This is a genomic window from Candidatus Binatia bacterium (assembly GCA_036563615.1).
GTDB lineage: Bacteria > Desulfobacterota > Binatia > UBA12015 > UBA12015 > DATCMB01.
Window position 1 is genome coordinate 45,830 of the sequence record DATCMB010000022.1, and the last position, 20,270, is coordinate 66,099.

A 20,270-nucleotide genomic window follows, 5' to 3' on the forward strand; every position below is an offset into this window, starting at 1 on the left:
GGATGCGGAGAGTCAAGCTACACCCCGAGATGCCTGCCGGCATCGTCCATGATAGCTGCGGAGCGCGATGGCGGAGGAGCGTGCGGGGGCGCTAGCCGGTGAGGCGCAAGCGGAGGCGACGCAGCCGGTTCGGCTCGCACGCTCGGCCTCGATCGTCGGCGCCGCGATCCTCGTCAGCCGCGTGCTCGGCCTCGTCCGCGAGCAGGTGTTCGCGGCTTCTTTCGGCGCGGGGCGCGAGCTCGACGCCTTCGTGACGGCGTTCCGCATCCCGAACCTGTTCCGCGACCTGTTCGCCGAGGGCGCGCTCTCGGCCGCGTTCGTCACCTGCTTCACGCAGAAGCTCGCGCGCGAGGGCGAGGAGAGCGCGTGGCGGCTCGCGAATCTGGTGATTCACGCGCTCGTCGTGGTGGTCGGCGGTCTCGTGCTGCTCGGCATCGCCTTCGCGCCGTGGATCGTGAGCGTCATCGCGCCGGGCTTCGCCGAGACGCCCGGCAAGACCGAGCTCACGATCTTCCTCACGCGGCTCATGTTCCCGTTCCTGCTGCTGGTCGCGCTCGCGGCGGTCGCGATGGGGATGCTGAACGCACGTGGACGCTTCGGCGTTCCGGCGTCGGCGTCGAGCTTCTTCAACCTCGGCTCGATCGTCGTCGGCCTGGGCGCGGCCTGGTGGCTCGCGCCGCAGTACATGCGGACCGTGTGGGGCGGCTCGGCGGGCGAGGTCGCCGTCGGCGGCGCCGAGCGCGCGATCGTCGGCATGGCGATCGGCACCGTGGTCGGCGGCGCGCTGCAGCTGCTCGTGCAGGTGCCGTCGCTCTACCGCGTCCGCTACCGCTACCGCCCCATGCTGTCGTTCAGCGATCCGGGCGTCCGTCAAGTACTCGCGCTGATGGGACCGGCGACGATCGGAGCGGCGGCGGTGCAGGTGAACGTCCTCGTGAGCAACAACTTCGCGTCGCAGGTCGGCGACGGCGCGGTCTCGTGGCTGAACGTCGCCTTCCGCTTCATGCAGCTCCCGATCGGGCTGTTCGGCGTCGCGGTCGGCGTCGTCGCGCTGCCGGCGGTGTCGCGCAGCGCGGAGCGCGAGGATTTCGCCGAGTTCAACGCGACCATCGCACGCGCGCTGCGTCTCGTGTTCGCGCTCTGCCTGCCCGCCGCGGTGGGGCTCGCGGTGCTCGCGCCGCAGTTCGTCGGGCTGGTGTACGAGTACGGGCGCTTCTCCGCGCACGACACGGCGATGGCGTCGCAGGCGCTCGTCGCCTACGCGGTCGGGCTCGCGGGCTACGCGAACATCAAGGTGCTGGTGCCCGCGTTCTACGCGCTCGGCGACGCGCGCACGCCGGCGCTCATCTCCTGCTTGTCGATCCTCATCAACGCGACCGGCGGCTGGCTCGTCGTGCACTGGCTCGACGGCGGGCATGCGGGGCTCGCCGGCGTGACGTCGGCGGTCGCGCTCCTGAACTTCGCGCTGCTCTTCGGCTTGCTGCGCGGACGCCTCGGCGCCTTTCCCGGGCTCGCGGCGGACGTCGGACGTCTGCTCGTGGCGGCGGCGGCGGTGGCGGTGGTCTGCGTGACGGTGCGCGTGGCGATCGGGCTCGTGCTGCCGCTCGACGCTCCGCTCGGTCGCGCCGCGGTGTCGGCGCTCGGCGTGCTCGCGGGCGCGGCGACGTTCGCGGGCGTCGCGTCGGCGCTCGGCGTCGGCGAGGTCCGTGAGCTCATCCGACGGGTCGCTGCGCGGCTTCCGGGCCGGACGCGCTGACGGCCGCCGCCGATGGTGCTATACGCGCCGGTCATGGCGTCGTCGGCGGGCGCGAAGGAAGCCCACGTTCCCGCAATCATCGCCGGCTACCCGACGCAGGTCGAAGCGTTCGACCTCGACGCCTTCACGATCGGTCTGGTGACCGTGCGCAACCTCGAGCAGCACGTCGACCGCGATCGGCTGCTGAACGACGAGACCTTGGTCCCGCCGTACTGGGCGATGGTGTGGGGCGGCGCGCGCGCGCTCGCCGTGCACATCGCGACGCGCCTTCAGTGCGAGCGCCGGACGGTGCTTGACGTCGGCTGCGGGCTCGGGCTCGTCGCGCTCGCCGCGGCTCGTGCGGGAGCGCGGGTGACGGCGATCGACCGCGAGGTGGCGCCGATCGAGTTCCTGATGGCGAGCGCCGCGGTCAACGGCACGCCGGTCGAGGCGCTGGTCGGCGACATCACGACCGCCCGCTTCGCCGAGCCGTTCGACCTCGTGCTGGCGGCCGATCTGCTCTACGAGCGCGCCGAGTTCGAGGCGCTCGCGCGGGCGCTCGGGCGTCAGGTGGCGCCGGGAGGCACGCTGTGGGTCGCGGATCCGCAGCGCGTCGACACGGCGACGTTCTACCAGGCGCTGGGACGCGAGGGCTTCGCGATCCGCGAGGTCTGCGTCTCCGAGGTGCGCGAGGAATGCGCGCTGCTCAGGGTGCGCCTGATCGCGCTGCAGCGCGCGGGTGAGTGACGGCTTGCGCCGTCACTCGGCCGGTACGGCGCCGTCCGCGTAGCGGTACTCGACCTGGTGGTCGAGGAGGACCTGCCCGTCCTCGGTCATCCAGCCGAAGCGCGTCGTCCGCTTGCCGTCGATCAGGTGGTTGACGAGCTTGATGCGGCTCACCGCCTTGCCGCTGTCCTTGGCGACGTGCCAGGCCTTGAGGGTGACCTTACCGCGCGTCGAGGCGCGGGCTGTCTTGCTGAGCTTTTTCTCTGCCATTGCGCTCTCCGTCCGGGCTGTCGGTTCCGCTCTGGTAGCCCCCGGCTCATGCCGGCGCAAGGCACGGCCGAATGTGGTGAACGATGGACGATGCGATCACGCCGCCTCTGCGGTCGACGGGGAGGGGTGGGCGCGCGGACGACGCCCGCGCGCCCACCCGGCTGTCGCCGGAGGAGGTGAGGGGCGTGGCGGGGGGGACGGGGCCCGCCGTCTCGGCGACAGAGCTTGGAGCGAGAATGCGGCCGGCGCTCGGTTTCCCGCCGGTGCCGCCGATGGTCAGCAACCGATATGCCACTCACCGTGCGGAAATCGCGGAAATTCTCCCGACGCAGTTGCAACGGCCCCTTGAAATCGTGCGAAAATGCTGCACTTTATGGCGATCCCGTCACCGTTGCCAGGACGTCGTCCCGACCCACCGTGAAGGTTTTTTAGAAGCACGTCTTTCGTTCGCGAAAAAAAACTGGCAAATTTGATTATCAGCTACTGACACGGTGAGTCATCGCTGCTAAAATCTAGAGACCTTGGGGTGGTGGAGAGGCGGTTGAATCTACGCGGCGCAGTCTCGTCGAGTCAGTTGGCAATTACTTTTCCGACCTCTTTGTACGCCCGGACAAGGTAGGTGATTGTCGGCCCCGGACCCTCCATGAGCGAGGCCAGGGCCTTAGTGGACCCGGTGGAGCCGCACGTCGGCACGCGCCGAGGTAAGAACCCGAGGAACAGAACAGGATGCGAAGCGCAGCGATGTATCAGGCAGATGCAGAGCCCGCCGAGTGGAGCGATCCCCAGGACGAGCAAGCTCAGGCGACGGCGACGCCCTCTGCTCAGGATCTCGGTGATGTAGAGGCTGAGGCCAAGTCCATGGAGCCTTTGGTCGGGGATCTCGACGTCCTCGGCCGCTTCTACGCCGATCTTGCCAAGACCCCGCTGCTCGACCGTGAGGCCGAGCGCGCGCTGACCACGGAGATCAGCAAGGCCCGCGACGCGGTCGTGCGCTGGCTGCGACGCAACCCGCGCATCGTCAACGTGACCCTCACCGAGCGCGGCCGCGGCGTCATCCGTCCGACCGAGGAGTTCCGCGAGCGGGAGATCCTGCTGGTGGCCGATCGTGCGCGCCGCCTCGCGCGTAGCCCGGCGAAGCTGCGCAAGCTGCGCCTGACGCGCGAGCGCGTGAGCAAGTTCGCCCGCGAGCTCGATGCGCGGCTCGAGGTGTACCGCGTTGCGCGCGACGCCATGCTGAAGGCGAACCTGCGCCTGGTCGCGGCGATCGCCCGCAAGCACGCGCGTCGTGGCCTGCCGCTGCCCGACCTGATCCAGGAGGGCACGCTGGGCCTGCTGCGCGCGGTCGAGAAGTTCGACCCGGCGAAGGACATCAAGTTCTCGACCTACGCCGTCTGGTGGATCTGGCAGTACATCGCCCGCTCGATCGACAACGACCGTTCGGTCGTGCGCACGCCGGTGCACTGGCACGAGCTGCGGCGCAAGGTCGGGCGTCTCTCGCAGGCGCTCGAGAGCAAGCTGCACCGTGCGCCGTCGAAGGACGAGATCATCCAGGCGGGTGGCATCGACCAGAACCAGCTCGAGATGATGGCGGAGCCGGCGCACGTGCTCTCGCTCGACATGGAGCTCGGCCACGACGACGACCGCACGCTCGCCGAGGTGATCCCGGACGAGCAGGGCGATCGTCCCGAGGCGCGCAGCATGGCGGGCGATCTGTCGCGTCACCTCGAGAGCGTTCTCACCGAGCTGCCGGATCGTGAGCAGGCGATCATCCGCCTGCGCTTCGGGCTCGACGACGACCAGGTCGAGACGCTCGAGGAGATCGGCGTGCGCTACGGCGTGAGCCGCGAGCGCATCCGTCAGCTCGAGGCGAAGGCGCTCACCCGCCTGCGCGACCTCTGTGGGTCGGCCGGCCTGGACGCCTTCCTCGAGGCCTGAGGTCGCAAGACACTCGACGGGATGAAGAAGCCCCGGAGGTTCGCTTCCGGGGCTTTCTTCGTTTCAGCGGTACACCCGGTAGTCGATCGCCGGGAAGATCGGGTCGCGGGCCTCGATCTCGGCGAGCCACTCGGGCTCGAGCGCGCCCGTCTCGAGCGCGCTCGCGAGGCGATCGAAGCGCGCGAGGTGGCTGCGCGTGCGCTGCACGGCGTAGCTCACCACCGTGCCGCGCGACATGATGAACGCCCAGTCGCTCGACTGCGCGAGCAGCAGCTCGCGCGCTGCCTGGTTCAGCGCGCGCAGCTCGAGCCCGGTCGCGGAACGGAAGCGCCGAGCGAGCCGGGTCATGCGGCGGCCCGCGGCGTCGAGGTGGCGGTAGATCCAGTCGTTCTCGCCCGAGAGCCACACCGCGTTGTAGCCGCCTTCGCCCCAGCTCGACGTCGCGGGCGTCGCCTCCTGCGCGACCGGATGGCTCGCCAGGTAGTCGAGCGGCGTGACGAGCGCGAAGGTGTTCTGGTCGTAGGCGGCCTTGCGGATCATGACGTCGAGCCACTGCGGACCCTCGAACCACCAGTGGCCGAAGAGCTCGGCGTCGTACGGCGCGACCACGATCGGCGGGTGCTGCATCGTGCTCGCGAGCCAGCCGATCTGCCGCCCGCGACTGCGCACGAAGTTCGTCGCGTGCGCCTCCACCTTTGCCCGCGCCCACTCGAGGACGTAGGGTTCCTTTTCCTGCGAGGGGCCGGTGATGCGGTGATACTTGACGCCGATCGCGACGCGCTCGCCGGTCGGCGGCAGGAGCGGCCGCACGAGCTCGTAGTCGAGATCCCAGCCCGCGTCGCGGTAGAAGTCGCGGTAGTCGACGTCGCCGGGATAGCCGTGCGTCGCGCTCCAGACCTGCGCCGACGCCTCGCCGTCGCGCCCGAACGCCACCATCCCGGCCGGCGACACGATCGGCGCCCACAGCGCGAACACCGGACGCGGACGCGCGTGCAGCACGCCGTGTCCCTCGAGGATCACGCAACGCACGCCGTGCTGCGTGAGCAGGCGGTCGAGCCCCTCGTAGTAGCCCGCCTCCGGAAGCCACATCGCCTGCGGCTCGCGTCCGAAGAAGCGCCGGTACTCCGCGAGCCCGACCTCGATCTGCGCGCGCACGCTGGGCTCGTGCTCGGCGAGCATCGGCAGGTAGCCGTGCGTCGCCGGGCAGGCGATCACCTGCAGGCCGCCTTGCTCCTGCAGGCGACGGAAGCCGTGCACGAGGTCGCCTTCCCAGGTCTCGACGAAGGCGCGCCGCGCCCGGCGCAGCAGGTCGCGGTTGTAGATCGCCACCCGGTGCAGCTGCGCGTCGCCGCGCGTCCGCTCGACCTCGCTCTCCGAGAACGCGATCAGCTTCTCGAGGTGACGCAGGTAGCGCCCCTGGAGGAGCGGGTCGGACAGCATGTTCAGCAGCGGCGGGGAGAGCGACAGCGTGAGGCGGTGCGGGATGCGATCCGCGGCGAGCCCCGCGAGCACATCGAGCAGCGGCAGGTAGCTCTCGGTGATCGCCTCGTAGAGCCAGCGCTCCTCGAGGAACTCCTCGTACTCGGGATGGCGCACGAACGGCAGGTGCGCGTGCAGCACGATGGCGACGTAGCCGCGCACGCGCGCGCCCGCTTGCGAGCTCCAGGTCGAGGACGGCATCGGGGGGCGCAGAGTCAGCCGCGCTCGGGCGACGCGCTCGGCTCGGTCTCGAGCGGATGTCCCGCCGGACGCTCCGCGCTCGAGATCCACATCAGGGTTTCCTGCGCACGACGCAGCAAGGCGTCCCGCGCTTCGCGCGACGGCAGCGGCGGCGGCTCGACGGGCTCCTGGCTCGGCGACGCGAGCTGGCGCCAGCGCGGCGCCTCCTCCGCAGCCGGACCCGCGGGCGGCATGCGGACCCAGGTGGAGGCCACGCGCGGCACGAACGCGCCGTCCTCCTCGAGCCAGCCGAAGGTCACGCGGACGGCGTCGCACGGCGAGGGCAGGTCGAGGTACGTCGCGTCGGCGAGCGGCGCGAGCGGCACGATCCAGGTCGCGCCGCCGTTCGCGCTCGCCGCATCGCTCTGCGCATCGAGGTCGCTCGCGCGCGTCTCGATCTGCACGGCGTCGCGCAGTAGACGATCCGCGTTCGCCGCGCGCTGCGCGCGCGTCGCCTCGCTCAGGCTCCAGTAGACGTGCACCGTGCACGGGTCGCGCGGCCGCACGACCACGCGATCCTCGTCGTAGCGCTCGGGCACCGCGCCGTCGTCGAGCGGGACGCGCCGGCGGGGTCGCGGCGCGCCGCTCTCGTCGTCTCGTCGCGTCTCCGGCGAGCGCGTGCGCGCCGCCATGCCGCCGGTGAGCGCGCGCAGCGGCGGTGGATCGTCGTCGCTCTTCGGAGCCTGTCTCGGTGCGAGCCCGCTCGCCTCGAGCAGGCGCGCCGCGACGCCGACCAGCGTCTCCCCCGCGGCGAAGAGCGCGCTCGCGATCCCGCTGGCGAAGTCGATCGTCGACTTCACGGCGCCGCCCATCGCACGGACGGAAGCCGGGTCCTGCTCGAGGGAAGCCACGTCGACGCCACAGAGTTAACCGAGTGGTCGGGAGCGCGCGAGCTTTGCCGAGACCGCGTAGAGGCCTCAGTGATCGGCGGGCAGCAGCACGACCCGCCGGTACGGCTCGCGCCCCCGGCTCACGGACTGCAAGCCATAGCGCTCCGCGACCGCGTGCTGCGCGCGTCGCGTCGCCGCCGGGCGGGCGAGGAGCTCGATCGGCTCGCCGCTCTCGAGCACCGAGCGCGCTGCGGCTTCGGCCTCGGCGGCGGCGTCGTCGATCTCGCGCTCGATGTCCTGATCCGGTCCGTCGACGTCGCGGCGCAGGTCGTCGAGGAACGCCTCGATGTGCGACATGCTCGCGCTGCGCAGCATGTGCACCGGCAGATCGCGGTGCAGCGCCTCGCGCAGCTTCGCGGGCTGGCGCTTGCTGTAGCTGCGCAGCGTGAGGACCAGGTCCGCGTCGCGCACCGAGCGCGCGACGCGCGCCGGCGCGCCGGTCAGGTGGATCGCGCGCTCGAGCCGCTCCTCGCTGATCGCGAACGGGTAGATGCGGATGAAGCGCCGGACGGGGCGCCGCTCCGGGACGGGCTCGCGCTCCGCGGGCTGCACCTCGACCTCGCCGTCGTCCCTGCGGACGCGCACCTCGGGCGACCACGGGTGACCGCGCAGCATCGCGTCGACCACCTTCGCGACGTCGTGATGGATCGCGAGGCGATCGCGCGTCTGGATCTCGATCAGGACGTCGAAGGTCGGCGCCTGCTTGCGCTCGAGGACCGTCTTCTGCGTCCGCCGACGTCGCGCCTCCTCGTCGCCCAGCGTGACGGCCTGGATGCCGCCGATCAGATCGCTCAGCGTCGGGTTGGTGAGCAGGTTCTCGAGCGTGTGGCCGTGCGCGGTCGCGACGAGCTGGACGCCGCGCTCGGCGATCGTGCGCGCCGCGGCCGCCTCCGCCTCGGTGCCGATCTCGTCGATGACGATCACCTCGGGCATGTGGTTCTCGACGGCCTCGATCATCACCGCGTGCTGACGGTCGGGGGACGCGACCTGCATGCGACGCGCGCGTCCGATGCCGGGATGCGGGATGTCGCCGTCGCCCGCGATCTCGTTCGAGGTGTCGACGACGATCACGCGCTTGCCGGCCTCGTCGGCGAGGACGCGCGCGGCCTCGCGCAGCAGCGTCGTCTTGCCGACGCCCGGCGGACCGAGCAGCAGCGTGCTGCGACCCGACTCGATGACGTCGCGCACGATCTCCACCGTCCCGTACACCGCGCGCCCGACGCGGCAGGTGAGACCGATGACGTCGCCCGCGCGGTTCCGGATGGCGGAGATCCGGTGCAGCGTGCGCTCGATGCCGGCGCGGTTGTCGCTCGTGAACGCGCCGACGCAGGCCGTCGCGTGCGCGAGGTCGTCGCGGGTCACCACCTCGTCGCCGAGCCAGACCGATCCGTCGGGGAAGCGCGCTTCGGGCTGACGGCCGAGGTCGAGGACGATCTCGATGAGCGTCTCGAGGTCGGGGTGACGGGCGAGCGCGGCGCGGACCGTTTTCGGAAGCACCGCGAGCAGGAGGTCGATGTCGTCGGTGGTCTGGACCTGCTGCCGATTCACGACGGGCTGCGCGATTGCCTCCTGGTCTGCTTAGGGCCGGCTCTCAGTGGCGGATCTCGAACGCGGCCTTGAGCGCGCAGAGGTGCTGCAGCTCGTCGCCGAGCTCGTTCAGCCGCTTCTGGAGGCGGATCGCTTCCTGCCGCGCCCACTCGAGCTCGGGGAGGCTGATGCGCGCGAGCGCCTCGCGCAGCTCCTCGTAGAGCTTCAGCAGCTCGCCCGTGCTCGCGATGCCGCACTCGGCGAACCGCCGACCGACCTCCTGATTGAAGCGAAAGATCGCCTCCACTTGCTGGATCGTCTGCTCCACCTGGATGGTCACGTTCCCTCCCGTCGCGGATTCGCCGCTGGCGCTGTCGCCGATCCTATCGCGGTGCCGATGGAGGTGGAAGCGTGGGACCGCTTGCTCTAACGTACGCGGAGCCCGCGTCCGAAGCGGCTGAAGGGGGTGCCGGTGCCGCAGGTCAAGAAGATTCTGGTCGCGATCGACTTCTCGAAGCTGTCCCACGAAGCGCTGGACTACGGCATCGCGCTCGCGCAGGACCTGGGCGCGCGCCTGTCGGTGCTCTACGTCGTGGAGCCGCTCGAGTTCACGGGCGTCGACGTGCTCGGCGGAACGCCGATCGCGACGCAGTCGATCATCGAGGAGCATCTGAAGCAGGCGAAGATCGAGCTCGAGCGTGTGAAGGCGCGCAAGCTCGCCAATCTGCCCGGCGCGACCGTCTCGGTGCGTCTCGGACGCCCGGCCGAGGAGATCGTCGCGGCGGGCGGCAAGGGGCGCTCGAACCTGATCATCGTCGGCACGCACGGACGCTCGGGGCTCTCGCACCTCTTCATGGGCAGCGTCGCCGAGCGGGTGGTTCGCCATGCGGCGTGTCCGGTGCTCGTCGTACCGACGCGGAAGACCAAAAGAAGTGATTGAGGGGGGGCTTTTCTCTGGTAAGCGTTGAGTCGGTGGCGAGGAAGCAGGACGTGATCGCGGGATCCGCGGTCCGCGCACCGGGTGTCGGATGAGCGGTCGCGACGACGAGCGTCGCGGCTTCGGCGGTCGGCCGTGGGCCACCGATCCACCGCCCGCGCCGCGGCGACCGCTCGACCCGCGCGAAGACCAGGCGCCGTTCGGCGGCACGACCTGGGGCCGCAACTTCGCAACGGACATCGATGCCGGCGAGGAAGAGGAGGAGCCTCGCGAGACGCCACGCCGTCGTCGCGGCCAGCCGGAGCCGTCGCCGTACCCGCGCAAGACGGTCGCCGCGCTCGGCGCGCGCGCGAAGGTGGTGCGTGATTCGGCGGGTATCCCGCACGTGACCGCCAAGACCGAGCGCGACGCGTACGCCGCGCTCGGCTTCTGCATGGCGGAAGACCGCCTCTGGCAGCTCGACGTGCTGCGCCGTCTCGCGTGCGGTCGCCTCGCCGAGATCCTCGGCGAGCCGTTCGCGCGGCACGACGCGCTGATGCGCACGATCGGCATTCCGCGCCGCGCCGCCGTCGCGGCGAATCGGCTCGAGGGCGTCGCGCGCGACGTGCTCGCGGCGTTCGTCGGCGGGATCAACGCCGTGCGCGCGGAAACGAAGCCCGAGGAGTGCCGCGTCCTCGAGTACGAGATGGAGCCGTGGACGATCGCGGACTCGCTCGCCGTCGAGCTGTACGCGACCTGGGCGATGGCGCTCGAGACCTGGCCGCACAAGCTGCTGATCGCGCGCGCGCTCGCGACCGCCGGTCTCGAGCGGGCGCGCTGGATCTCGCCGCCCGGTCTCGAGCTCTCCTTGGTGCCGGAGCAGGTCCTGGCGCTCTGGCGGCGGCTCGATCTCCGCATCCTCGACCACGTGCTCGCGTTCCCGGGAGGCGGCGGCAGCAACGGCTGGGCGGTCGGGCGCGACCGCGCCGAGGGCGGCAGCGCGATCGTCGCCGGCGATCCACACCTCGCGGCGACGCTGCCGAGCGTCATGTACCTCGCGCACCTCGAAGCGCCGGGCTTCTCGGTCGCCGGGGTCGCGCACGTCGGCGGACCGGTGATGCAGCTCGGGCGCAACAAGACCTGCGCCTGGGGTGTCACGAACTTTTCGCTCGACGACGTCGACTGCGTGATCGAGGAGCTCGACGGCATCGGCAACTTCCGCACGGAGAACGGCTGGGCGCCGCTCAACGTTCGCAGCGAGCTCGTGCGCGTGCGCGGCGGCGAGAGCCTCAAGTTCGAGGTCGCGGAGACGCGCAACGGTCCGCTGCTCTCGCACCTCGTGAACCAGCTCGACGGGCCGCACCCGGAGATGCGCATGCTCGCGATCGCGGTGCGCTGGGGCGTGAACTCGCTCGGCACCGCGCTGCCGGGCTGGCTGGCGCTCGCGCGCGCGAAGTCGCTCGCCGACGTCGCGAAGGCGGCGGCGCTGCTCGACAAGGGACCGCTCGCGCTCAACCTCTACGCCGCGGACGCGACGGGCGCCGTCGGCCGCTGGGGTGTCGGCGGCTTGCCGGTGCGCGCCAACGCCGCGCGGCTGCCGTTGCGCGGCTGGAGTAGCGAGGGCCGCTGGACCGCGGTGACCGGGCTGTCGAGCGTGTGCGCGGAGAAGGGCACCGACACGGTGGTGTCGGCGAACGAGGCGCACCTCGACGCGCGCAACGCCAAGTATCCGGCGCACGCGTACGCGGATCACGCCTACCGCGCGCGCCGCATCCGCGAGCGCCTCTCCGAGCAGCCGCGCGTCGGGGTGGATGCGTGTCGCGAGCTGCAGCGCGACGTGCTGGATCTCGCGGCGGTCGAGCTCTTGCCGCACGTCAAGCGCGCGCTGTCGCGTCCCGAGGCGACGAGCCACCCGGTCCTCGCGCGCGCCATCCCACTCGTGCAGGACTGGCAGGGCGAGGCGCGCGCCGACTCCGGTGCCGCGGCGCTGTTCTACGTCGCGATCTTCGGCCACCTGCTGCGCGATCTGTTCCCGGAGCAGCGCTTCGGACCGCTCGCGCGCTTGTGGCGCTACGCGTGGTGGGGCGTCGCCAAGATCGTGACGGCGCCGACGTCACCGTGGTTCCCGAGCGAGGAGGACAAGGACCGCGCGCTCGTCGGTGCGTTCACGCGCGCGGCCTCGTGGCTCGCGGAGCGCCAGGGCGGGGACCCGGCGGCGTGGTCGTGGGGCGCCGTGAACGAGCTGGCGCTGCGCCACCCGCTCGCCTTCCACGAGACGTTCGCCGCGGGCGCGCCGGAGCCGTGGGCGGCGCCGGGCTCGCCGTTCACCGTGCTCCAGCACCGCATCGCGGGCGCCGAGCCGCCGTACCGGATCGTGCTCGCGCCGGTGGCGCGCATGATCGCCGACCTGTCGACCGACGAGGTGAAGCTCGCGCTGCCGAGCGGGCAATCGGGACAGGTCCGCAGCGCGCACCTCGTCGATCAGCTCGAGGCCTGGCGTCGCGGCGACTACTTGACGCTGCGCCTCGGCGTCGAGGTCACGGGCGACACGATCGAGCTCGTGCCCGGCTGACGTTTGCGCGCCTGAGAAGGACGCTCGCTCAGGAGAGGACGCCGGAGGCGTGCAGCTCGGCGATCCGGCTCTCGTCGTAGCGCAGCACCTCGCGCAGCACCCAGTCGGTGTCCTCGCCGAAGCACGGCGCGGCGCGCCAGACGCGCAGCGGCGTCCCGTGCAGCTTGTACGGGATGCCCATGTGGCGTCGCGTCCCGACCTCGGGGTGCGGCAGCTCGACGAAGTAGTCGCGCGAGCCGAGGTGCGGATCCTCGTGCAGGTCCTTGTTGGTCATCGCCGGGTAGGCGGCGACGCCGGCGGCCTGCAGCACGTCGCGCACCTCCGTATCCGTGCGCGACGCGCACCACGCGGAGATGATCTCGTCGAGCACGTCCTCGTTGCGCTTGCGCTCGGCCATGGTCGCGAAGCGCGGGTCGTCGGCGAGGGCAGGGTCGATCACGCCGGCGAGCGCGCGCCACTCGTCGTCGTTCGCGACCACGATCGACACCCAGCGATCCTCGCCCGCGCAGCGGTAGACGTTGTGCGGCGCCCAGAGGACGTCGTGGTTGCCGTCGCGCTCGGGGGCCTTGCCGGTCATCGTGTACGCCGTGATCGCTTCGGGGAGGAGCGCCATCGTGCTCTCCCACTGCGACAGGTCGATGTACTGGCCGCGGCCGGTCTTGCGCCGGTGGACGAGCGCCGCGAGCACCGCGATCGCGCCCTGCAGTCCTGCGGTCGGATCGCCGTACGAGATGCCGATGTGCATCGGACGCCAGCCGCGGTAGCCGGTGACCGACGAGAAGCCCGAAAGCGGCACCTGCGCGGGGCCGTACGACACGTACTCGCGCTCGGGGCCGGTCGAGCCGTAGCCCGAGAGCGAGATCATGATGACGTCTTCGCGCAGCGAGCGGCAGACCTCGTAGCCGAGGCCCATGCGCTCCATGACGCCCGCCGCGAAGTTCTCGACCACGACGTCGCTCGCGCGAATGAGATCCTTGGCGATCTCGAGCGCGGCGGGGTCCTTCAGGTTGAGCGCGAGGCTGCGCTTCCCCTGGTTGTACTGGTTGAAGTAGCCCGACCGGTTGATGCCCGGCTGGCCGTCCGGCCACGGCGGCAGCAGGCGCGTGACGCACGTGCGCGTCGACGACTCGACGCGGATCACCTCGGCGCCGAGGTGCGCGAGCTGCAGGGTGCAGAACGGCCCCGCCCACACCCACGTGAAGTCGGCGACGCGGATGCCCTCGAGCGGTTTTTTGCGATTGGCGGTCGCGCTCATGCGATCACTCCCGAAGCACGCAGCGACGCGATCTCGTCGGGGCCGTAGCCGAGCTCGCCGAGCACGGCGTCGGTGTCCTCGCCGAGGCGCGGCGCGCGCTTGCGGATGCGCCACGGCGTCAAGGAGTGCCGGTACGGCGCCCCCGGCATGGTGACCGAGCCGCCGCAGCCGTCATCGACGGTCACGAAGAAGCCGCGCGTCTTCAGGTGCTCCGACGCGAGCAGGTCGCCCATCGTCGACACCGGCGCGAACGGAATCCGATGCGCCTGCGCCTGGTGGTAGAGCTCCTGCACCGTCAGCCCCGACGCGTACTCCGAGAGGAAGATGTTGAGCGCGTCCCAGTTCGCCGCGCGCAGCATGCGGTTCTCGAAGATCTCCATCGTCGCCCACTCGGGAGTCCCCGCGAGCTCGACGAAGCGCTGCCACTGGTGCTCCTCGACGCAGCAGATGAAGATCCAGCCGTCCTTGCACTCGAGGAAGTCGAGCGGGGCGATCGGCTTCTGGCCGAGCCGGGACGCGATCAGACCCATGTACGGGTAGTACTCGTAGGTCATCTCGAGGATCGACGTCAGGCACTCCTGCACCGACACCTCGACGAGCTGTCCCTCGCCGGTCGCCATCGCCGACAGCAGCGCGCCGAGCGAGCCGACCGCGGCGTTGAGCCCCGCCTGGAAGCCCGCCTGCTGGCCGAAGCCCTTGAGCGGCGGCAGGTCGTCGGTGCCGGGACCGCCGCCGTTCAGCGTCGCGACGCCGCCCGCGCACCAGAGGTTCAGGTCGTGCGCCTTCAGACGCGAGCCCGGTCCCGTGAGCCCGAAGGGGCTGATCGCGGTCACGACGAGCGCCGGGTTCTTCGCGCGCAGCTCGCGGTCGTCGAGCCCGAGCCGGCCGATCTGATCCGGCGGAACGTTGTGCACCAGCAGGTCCGCGCTCGCCGCGAGCCGGGCGAGCACCTCGCGGCCCTCGGGACGCTCGAGATCGAGCGCGATGCCGTGCTTGTTGGTGTTGAGGTAGAGGAAGAGGCCGCTGCGGTCGGGGTGCGGCTCGCCGGCGTAAGGACCGCGGTGGCGCGCGGTGTCGCCGCGCCCCGGCGGCTCGACCTTGATCACGTGCGCGCCGAGGTCGGCGAGCTGCTTCGTCGCGTAGCTCGCGGAGACGAAGTCGCCACACTCGACGACGCGGATCCCCGCGAGGGCGTCCTGGCGCAGGTCGCTGCCGCTCACCGCTGCGTTCTCAGACCAGTGTCTCGGCCGGCAGCGCCGCGAGCAGCTCCTCTGCGGTCTCTGGCTCCTCGGCGCGGCCCAGCGCGACCAGCAGCTCCGTGTGCGAGTACACGCTCGCCGGCCATTCGCGCAGCACGCGCCAGTCGCGCGTGTTCTCGCCGGGCGCCAGCACCCGAACGTTGCCCGTTTCGGTCAAACCGATCGCCGCACGACCGCGCGGCGTGGTCGAGAACCAGACGTAACCCGAAATCCCGCCCATGGTGACGAAGTACATCGACGCGGGTCTAGCCCGATCGAAAAAAGGGGGCAAGCTTGGCCGCTCGGCGGTCGGCCGTTATGCAGCGTCGGTGCTTCGTGTCGGGCTGACGGGCGGGATCGCGTGCGGGAAGAGCCTGGTCGCGAGCTTCTTCGCGGCTCGCGGCGTGCCGGTGGTGAACGACGACGACGCGGCACGCGACGCGGTCGCCAAGGGCACCGAGGGCCTCGCGGCCGTGGTGCGCGAGTTCGGCGAGGACGTCCTGCTGCCCGACGGTACGCTCGACCGCCCGAAGCTCGGCCGCATCGTGTTCGCCGACGACTCGCTGCGGCGCAAACTGATGGCGATCACGTTCCCGTACATCGGACGCCTGCTGCAGGAGCGCTTCGCCGCGGCGGAAGCCTCAGGCGCGCCGATGATGGTCTACGAGTCGGCGCTCTTGATCGAGAACGGTGGTCACGACGCGTGGCGGCCGCTGGTGGTGGTGCGGGTCGACGAGGCGCAGCAGCTCGCGCGCCTGTGCGCCCGCAACGGGCTCACGCACGACGAGGCGGTCGCGCGCATCGCCTCGCAGATGCCGGTCGCGCGCAAGGCGGAGCTCGCCGACTTCGTCATCGACAACTCCGGCACGCCCGAGGAAACCGAGCGTCAGTTCGCGCGCGTCTGGGAAGAGCTCGCGCGGCGCGCCGGTCGGAGCTGATCCGACGCGCCGGCGAGAGTGATCAGCTCTGCAGCGCTTCGCGGACGAGCGGCTCGAGCTCGCCGTTGGCGTGCATCTCGCGCACGATGTCGCAGCCGCCGATGAAGCGTCCGTTGATGTAGACCTGCGGGATCGTCGGCCAGTTCGAGTAGCGCTTGATGCCCTCGCGGATCTCGGGGTCCTTCAGGACGTCCACCGTCTCGTACGGGACGCCAAGCTCCTCGAAGACCTCGATGGTGGCGGCCGAGAAGCCGCACATGGGGAACGTGGGCGTTCCCTTCATGTAGATCAAGATCTTGTTCTTCTCGATGGCTTCGCGGATGCGATCGTTGACGTCCATTGCGACTCTTTCCTCTTCGATTCGTGCGGCGGCTCAGGCCTTCTCCGCCTGGGCCGGGGTGAGCGTCTTGAGCGACAGCGCATGGATGGTGCGGCCGTCGACCGCTTCGCCGAGCGCGGCGTAGATCATCTTGTGACGCTCGACGAGCGGCTTGCCCTCGAAGGCCGACGCTACGACCCGCACCTCGAAGTGGTCCCCGGTGCCCGTGTAGTCGCGGACCTCGGCAGCCGCCCCCGGGATGTGAGCCTCGATACGCTGCTGGATCTCCTCGGGTGTCATCGGAACGAACTAAGGTAGCACCCGGGTCGCCGACACGAAACGGGCCCCGCCGTGCGGCTCAGCCGTCGCGGCGCGCAGCGCCCTTGCGGTGCGAGCTGTAGCCCGGGAAGACGTGCGCTCCCGGAAGGATGGTCGCGGCGATGTTGTTCACCGCGATGCAGGCCTCGCCGAAGTCGACGGCGAGGACGCGCACCTTGCCGGGGTAGGTCGCGCCGTCGCCGGCGGCCCAGATTCCCGGCCGGTCGCTCGCCATGCGCGAGTCGACCAGCACCGCGTCGCCCTCGAGGCGTACGCCGAAGCGCCGCAGCGTGCGGGCGTCGGCGTGGAACGCGTAGCAGGGCAGGACCACGTCGGCCGGCTCCTCGAGCGTGCCGCCGCCGCGGCGGTCGATCAGGCGGATGCGCTCGACGCGGTCTTCACCGAGCAGCGCGTCGAGGTCGTGAAAGGGCAGGAAGCGCACCGGCGACGCCTCGAGCTCGCGCTGCATCTCGGCGCCGGCCGCGAGCTTGTCGCGACGGTGGACGAGCGTCACGCGCGCGCCCTGCGCGACGAGGCGGAGCGCGAGCTGCACGGCGCGCTCGGTGCCGCCGAGGACGAAGGCGTCACGCCCCGCCACGCGCTCGGTCGGCAGCGGGTAGTAGTGCAAGCCGCGTCCCTCGTAGCGCGACGCCGGCTCCTTGAGACGCTGCGGCGAGAAGCTGCCGATGCCCGCCGCGATGAGCACGGCGCGGGTCCGGTAGAGGCGCTGCCCGTCGCCGTTCGCGTCCGCCGTGCGCTGCGCGCGCACGAGCAGGTGCTGCTCGTCGCCCTCGACGATCTCCGTCACCTCCTCGCCGAGGCGGACGTCGATCGGGAAGGGGCTCATCTGCGCCGTCAAGCGCTCGACGAGCTCCGCACCGCGCACCTGTGGGAAGCCCGGCACGTCGTAGATCGCGCTCTCCGGGTAGAAGGTCACGATCTGCCCGCCGAGCATCGGCAGCGACTCGAGCAGCACGGTGTCGAGTCCGCGGAAGCCGGCGTAGTACGCGGCGTAGAGGCCGACCGGCCCCCCGCCGACGATCACCAGCTCAGCGGTTCGCGTGACCGACGAGGGTAGGGCAGATGCCGAGGGCGCCATGCTTGACGGCCCGCGAGTACGACAGCACCTCGAGGCCTGCGTCGCCGAACCCGCCGATGTTGACCCATCCGCCGTCGCGCGACTGGGTGGAGGACCAGTCCCAGTGCTTCGCGAGCAGCCGCGTGTTGCGCGCCGCCGCGTACGCCAGCGTGTCGAACGCGATCTCCGCCGCGCGCCGCCGCCGCCACGGGACCGACCCGGCGCGCTGCGCGAGCGCCTTCTCGCCGACCGGGTAGGTCTTGTTGAGCGTCTCTGGCCACGGCTCCTTGGCGACCAGCGCCCAGCCGGCCTCCACCGGCTCGGTCCCCGCGACGGGATCCTCGATGAACCACGGATCGTCGCCGGCGAACGCGACGATGCCGCCGCCGCGGTTGCTGGCGACGTCGGCGAGGGTGGCGAGCGTCAGCGGACGTCCGTCGGCGAGCGCCGCGGGCCGGTAGATCAGCAGACAGCCGGCACGCTGGGCGGCTTCCGCCGTCTCGCGGGAGAACGGGATCGCCGGCACGGACACGGGCTCTTCGCCGAGCAGCGCGTGCAGCGCTGCCGGATCGATCAGGTCATCGCCGAACAAGCGGCGGGCTTCTTCGGAATCGAGGCTGCTCATGGGAGGGCTTGCTTTAAGGCGTCGGCGAAGCGACGCGCAACCGCGGGTTGGTCAGCCGCCGAGGTGGTGCATCGAGCGCTCGACGGTTGACACGCCGGCATGCAGCTCGTGCCCCGTGGGCTTCGCCCCGACGGCGCGCAGCAGGATCGCCGCGATCTCCTCCTGCGCGGCACCACCGCGCAGCGCGGCGCGCACGTCGAGCTCGTCGTCGCGCAGGAGACAGAGGTGAAAGCGGCCGTCGGCGGTGAGCCGCATGCGATTGCAGGAGCCGCAGTACGGCTCCGAGACCGGATTGATGAACCCGACGACGCCGCGAGCTCCGGCGAAGCGGTAGTTGCGCGACTCGTCGGACGGGCTCGACGGCGCGATCGGCAGGAGCGGGCCGAGCGCGCGCTCGATGCGTGCGCGCGTCTCGACGTTCGAGACGAAGGAGTCGACCGCGACGCGCGCGCACTCGCCGCCGCCGAGCGGCATGAGCTCGATGAAGCGCACGTGCCAGTCGCGCTCGAGCGTCAGCCGGGCGAGGTCGACCACGTCCTCCTCGTTGTGTCCCTTGACGACGACGCAGTTGAGCTTCATCGGCACGAGACCCGCCGCGCACGCCGCCTCGATGCCCGCCCAGATGTCGTCGAGCTTGCCCCAGCGCATCACCCGCGCGACGCGCTCGGGATCGAGCGAGTCGACGTGCACGTTGACGCGCTTCAGTCCCGCCGCGGCGAGCGCCGGGGCGAGGCGCGGCAGCAGGATGCCGTTGGTGGTCAGCGCCACGTCGGCGATGCCGGGGACGCTCGCGACGCGGCCGACGATGTCCACGAGGTCCGGACGCAGCGTCGGCTCGCCGCCGGTGAGCCGCACCTTGCGAAAGCCGACGCTCGCCGCCGCGCGCACGACGCGCTCGATCTCGCTCGCCGTCAAGAGACCTTCGAGCGGCGCGTACGCCGCGCCGGTGAGCGGCATGCAGTAGACGCACCGCAGGTTGCAGTGGTCCGTCACCGAGATCCGCAGGTAGTCGATCTCGCGGCCGAAGCGGTCGAGCGGCATTCCTGGGCAAGATAGTGCGATGGGAAAGCCCATGCCAGGCGCGGTTCTCCGCGCCGCAGGGCAGATCCCGCTACGTCGTGCGCGCCAGGAGATCTTCGGCGAGATCGGCGAGCGCGCTGCGGAACGGCGACGGCGGCAGCAGGTCGATCTGCGTGCTGGCGCTGCGGATGCGCTCCGCCGCGAGCTCCCGGACCCGAGCGATCACGCGCGACCCGCGCAGCGCCGCGAGGGCGCGGTCGATCGTCGCCGCGCTCGGCAGCTCGCTGACGAACGCCGCGCGCACCTCGGGGATGTCGAGTCCGAGCACGATCGGCAGCGCGGGCGCGCCCTCGCGCAGATCGCTGCCGACCGGCTTGCCGATCAGCTCCGCGGGGCCGAGCACGTCGAGCAGGTCGTCGACCATCTGGAAGCCGAGGCCGATCTCGTAGCCGAGCCGGTACATGCCGTCGACGACCTCCGGCGACGCGCCGGCGAAGTGCGCTCCGATCCGCGCCGCCTGGCTGAACAGCGACGCCGTCTTGCAGCCGGCGATCGCGACGTAGTCGTCGAGCGTGACCGCGGGATTGCGCTTGAAGCGCCGCTGCATGACCTCGCCCTCGCAGAGGTCGATGCACGCATCCATCGCCCAGCCGACGACGGTCTCGTCGAAGCGTCCCGCGACGCCGAAGGCGCGGGTGAAGAGGAAGTCGCCGGTGAGCAGCGTCATGCCGACGCCGTGACGCGCGAGCGGCGAGGGGCGTCCGCGACGCGTACGTCCGGAGTCGAGGATGTCGTCGTGCAGCAGCGTCGCCGAGTGGATCAGCTCGAGCGCCGCGCCGACGTCGATCGTGTCGCGCGGATCCTGACCGCCGTTCGCGCGGAACACGAGCAGGGCGAGCGCCGGTCGCACGCGCTTGCCGCCGGAGTTGATGAGCTCGTTCGCGATCTGCGTGAGCTTGCTCTCGCGCGATGTCGTGAGCTCGAGGATGCGCTTCTCGACGGCGGCGATCTCCTCGGTGATCAGAGCGAGCGGCCCGAGATAGCTCGGCGTCGTGTCGGCAGATGGAGTGGAGGCGATTGGCATGGAAGAGCTGGCGGGGCGATCGGCCGTGGCGGGTCGTTTCACCGTCGGGTCCGCTGTCAAGTTTTGGCCGTCACCGGCCGCCTGTTATAGGGTTCCCACGTAGCC

At 71.1% G+C, this 20,270-nt stretch carries 20 protein-coding genes; 6 read left to right on the forward strand and 14 right to left on the reverse strand.

From position 1 onward, the window contains the following. Positions 1–67 precede the first annotated feature (67 nt). Positions 68–1,756, forward strand: a complete 1,689-nt coding sequence (gene murJ / locus VIS07_18580; protein HEY8517521.1) for a murein biosynthesis integral membrane protein MurJ — start codon at positions 68–70, stop codon at positions 1,754–1,756. Positions 1,757–1,789: 33 nt separating this feature from the next. Further along, positions 1,790–2,482 carry a methyltransferase domain-containing protein gene (locus VIS07_18585; GenBank protein HEY8517522.1) on the forward strand — a complete coding sequence of 231 codons (693 nt, stop codon included), beginning with the start codon at positions 1,790–1,792 and terminating at the stop codon, positions 2,480–2,482. 12 nt (positions 2,483–2,494) lie between these two features. Here the strand turns inward: VIS07_18585 and VIS07_18590 are convergent, their stop codons facing one another. Further along, on the reverse strand, positions 2,495–2,731 hold the full coding sequence (locus tag VIS07_18590; protein ID HEY8517523.1) for a hypothetical protein: 237 nt from the start codon (positions 2,729–2,731) through the stop codon (positions 2,495–2,497). Positions 2,732–3,589: 858 nt separating this feature from the next. Between VIS07_18590 and VIS07_18595 the strand changes: the two genes are divergently transcribed. Beyond that, positions 3,590–4,666 (forward strand): sigma-70 family RNA polymerase sigma factor, encoded by a 1,077-nt coding sequence (locus tag VIS07_18595; GenBank protein ID HEY8517524.1) that lies wholly within the window; start codon positions 3,590–3,592, stop codon positions 4,664–4,666. Positions 4,667–4,729: 63 nt separating this feature from the next. Here VIS07_18595 and VIS07_18600 read toward each other — a convergent pair whose 3' ends face one another. The 4 genes from VIS07_18600 to VIS07_18615 all read right to left on the reverse strand — a co-directional run bounded on the left by VIS07_18600 (position 4,730) and on the right by VIS07_18615 (position 9,142). Next, the gene (locus tag VIS07_18600; protein HEY8517525.1) at positions 4,730–6,346 is read right to left on the reverse strand and encodes a 1,4-alpha-glucan branching protein domain-containing protein; all 1,617 of its coding nucleotides are present in this window, start codon (positions 6,344–6,346) and stop codon (positions 4,730–4,732) included. 14 nt (positions 6,347–6,360) lie between these two features. Beyond that, positions 6,361–7,185, reverse strand: a complete 825-nt coding sequence (locus tag VIS07_18605; protein ID HEY8517526.1) for a DUF4912 domain-containing protein — start codon at positions 7,183–7,185, stop codon at positions 6,361–6,363. A 117-nt stretch (positions 7,186–7,302) separates the two neighbouring features. After that, positions 7,303–8,823 (reverse strand): R3H domain-containing nucleic acid-binding protein, encoded by a 1,521-nt coding sequence (locus tag VIS07_18610; GenBank protein ID HEY8517527.1) that lies wholly within the window; start codon positions 8,821–8,823, stop codon positions 7,303–7,305. Between the two features lie 43 nt (positions 8,824–8,866). Further along, positions 8,867–9,142 carry a hypothetical protein gene (locus tag VIS07_18615; protein ID HEY8517528.1) on the reverse strand — a complete coding sequence of 92 codons (276 nt, stop codon included), beginning with the start codon at positions 9,140–9,142 and terminating at the stop codon, positions 8,867–8,869. A gap of 132 nt (positions 9,143–9,274) precedes the next feature. Here VIS07_18615 and VIS07_18620 point away from each other — a divergent pair, with 132 nt between their 5' ends. Further along, positions 9,275–9,742 (forward strand): universal stress protein, encoded by a 468-nt coding sequence (locus tag VIS07_18620; GenBank protein ID HEY8517529.1) that lies wholly within the window; start codon positions 9,275–9,277, stop codon positions 9,740–9,742. Between the two features lie 88 nt (positions 9,743–9,830). Further along, entirely contained in the window at positions 9,831–12,290 is a 2,460-nt protein-coding gene (locus tag VIS07_18625) for a penicillin acylase family protein (GenBank protein ID HEY8517530.1), read from the forward strand. A 28-nt stretch (positions 12,291–12,318) separates the two neighbouring features. Here the strand turns inward: VIS07_18625 and VIS07_18630 are convergent, their stop codons facing one another. From VIS07_18630 to VIS07_18640, 3 genes are read right to left on the reverse strand one after another with little or no spacing between them, the layout of a single operon-like run. Beyond that, positions 12,319–13,545 (reverse strand): CoA transferase, encoded by a 1,227-nt coding sequence (locus VIS07_18630; protein HEY8517531.1) that lies wholly within the window; start codon positions 13,543–13,545, stop codon positions 12,319–12,321. Further along, complete coding sequence (locus VIS07_18635) at positions 13,542–14,765, reverse strand: CoA transferase (protein ID HEY8517532.1); 1,224 nt, start codon at positions 14,763–14,765, stop codon at positions 13,542–13,544. The genes VIS07_18630 and VIS07_18635 overlap by 4 nt, the downstream gene beginning before the upstream one ends. Before the next feature lie 10 nt (positions 14,766–14,775). Next, positions 14,776–15,039, reverse strand: coding sequence for a hypothetical protein (locus VIS07_18640; protein HEY8517533.1), 264 nt, complete (start codon positions 15,037–15,039; stop codon positions 14,776–14,778). Between the two features lie 73 nt (positions 15,040–15,112). Between VIS07_18640 and coaE the strand changes: the two genes are divergently transcribed. Continuing rightward, positions 15,113–15,721, forward strand: coding sequence for a dephospho-CoA kinase (coaE, locus tag VIS07_18645; GenBank protein HEY8517534.1), 609 nt, complete (start codon positions 15,113–15,115; stop codon positions 15,719–15,721). A gap of 22 nt (positions 15,722–15,743) precedes the next feature. Here the strand turns inward: coaE and grxD are convergent, their stop codons facing one another. The 6 genes from grxD to VIS07_18675 all read right to left on the reverse strand — a co-directional run bounded on the left by grxD (position 15,744) and on the right by VIS07_18675 (position 20,165). Further along, a complete protein-coding gene (grxD, locus tag VIS07_18650; protein HEY8517535.1) occupies positions 15,744–16,061 on the reverse strand; it encodes a Grx4 family monothiol glutaredoxin in 318 nt (105 codons plus the stop codon). Positions 16,062–16,094: 33 nt separating this feature from the next. Further along, a complete protein-coding gene (locus VIS07_18655; GenBank protein HEY8517536.1) occupies positions 16,095–16,340 on the reverse strand; it encodes a BolA/IbaG family iron-sulfur metabolism protein in 246 nt (81 codons plus the stop codon). A 58-nt stretch (positions 16,341–16,398) separates the two neighbouring features. Next, positions 16,399–17,403, reverse strand: a complete 1,005-nt coding sequence (locus VIS07_18660; protein ID HEY8517537.1) for an NAD(P)/FAD-dependent oxidoreductase — start codon at positions 17,401–17,403, stop codon at positions 16,399–16,401. Positions 17,404–17,407: 4 nt separating this feature from the next. Then, complete coding sequence (locus VIS07_18665; protein HEY8517538.1) at positions 17,408–18,061, reverse strand: hypothetical protein; 654 nt, start codon at positions 18,059–18,061, stop codon at positions 17,408–17,410. A gap of 51 nt (positions 18,062–18,112) precedes the next feature. After that, complete coding sequence (moaA, locus tag VIS07_18670) at positions 18,113–19,102, reverse strand: GTP 3',8-cyclase MoaA (GenBank protein HEY8517539.1); 990 nt, start codon at positions 19,100–19,102, stop codon at positions 18,113–18,115. A 70-nt stretch (positions 19,103–19,172) separates the two neighbouring features. After that, the gene (locus VIS07_18675; GenBank protein HEY8517540.1) at positions 19,173–20,165 is read right to left on the reverse strand and encodes a polyprenyl synthetase family protein; all 993 of its coding nucleotides are present in this window, start codon (positions 20,163–20,165) and stop codon (positions 19,173–19,175) included. Between the last annotated feature and the right edge of the window lie 105 nt (positions 20,166–20,270).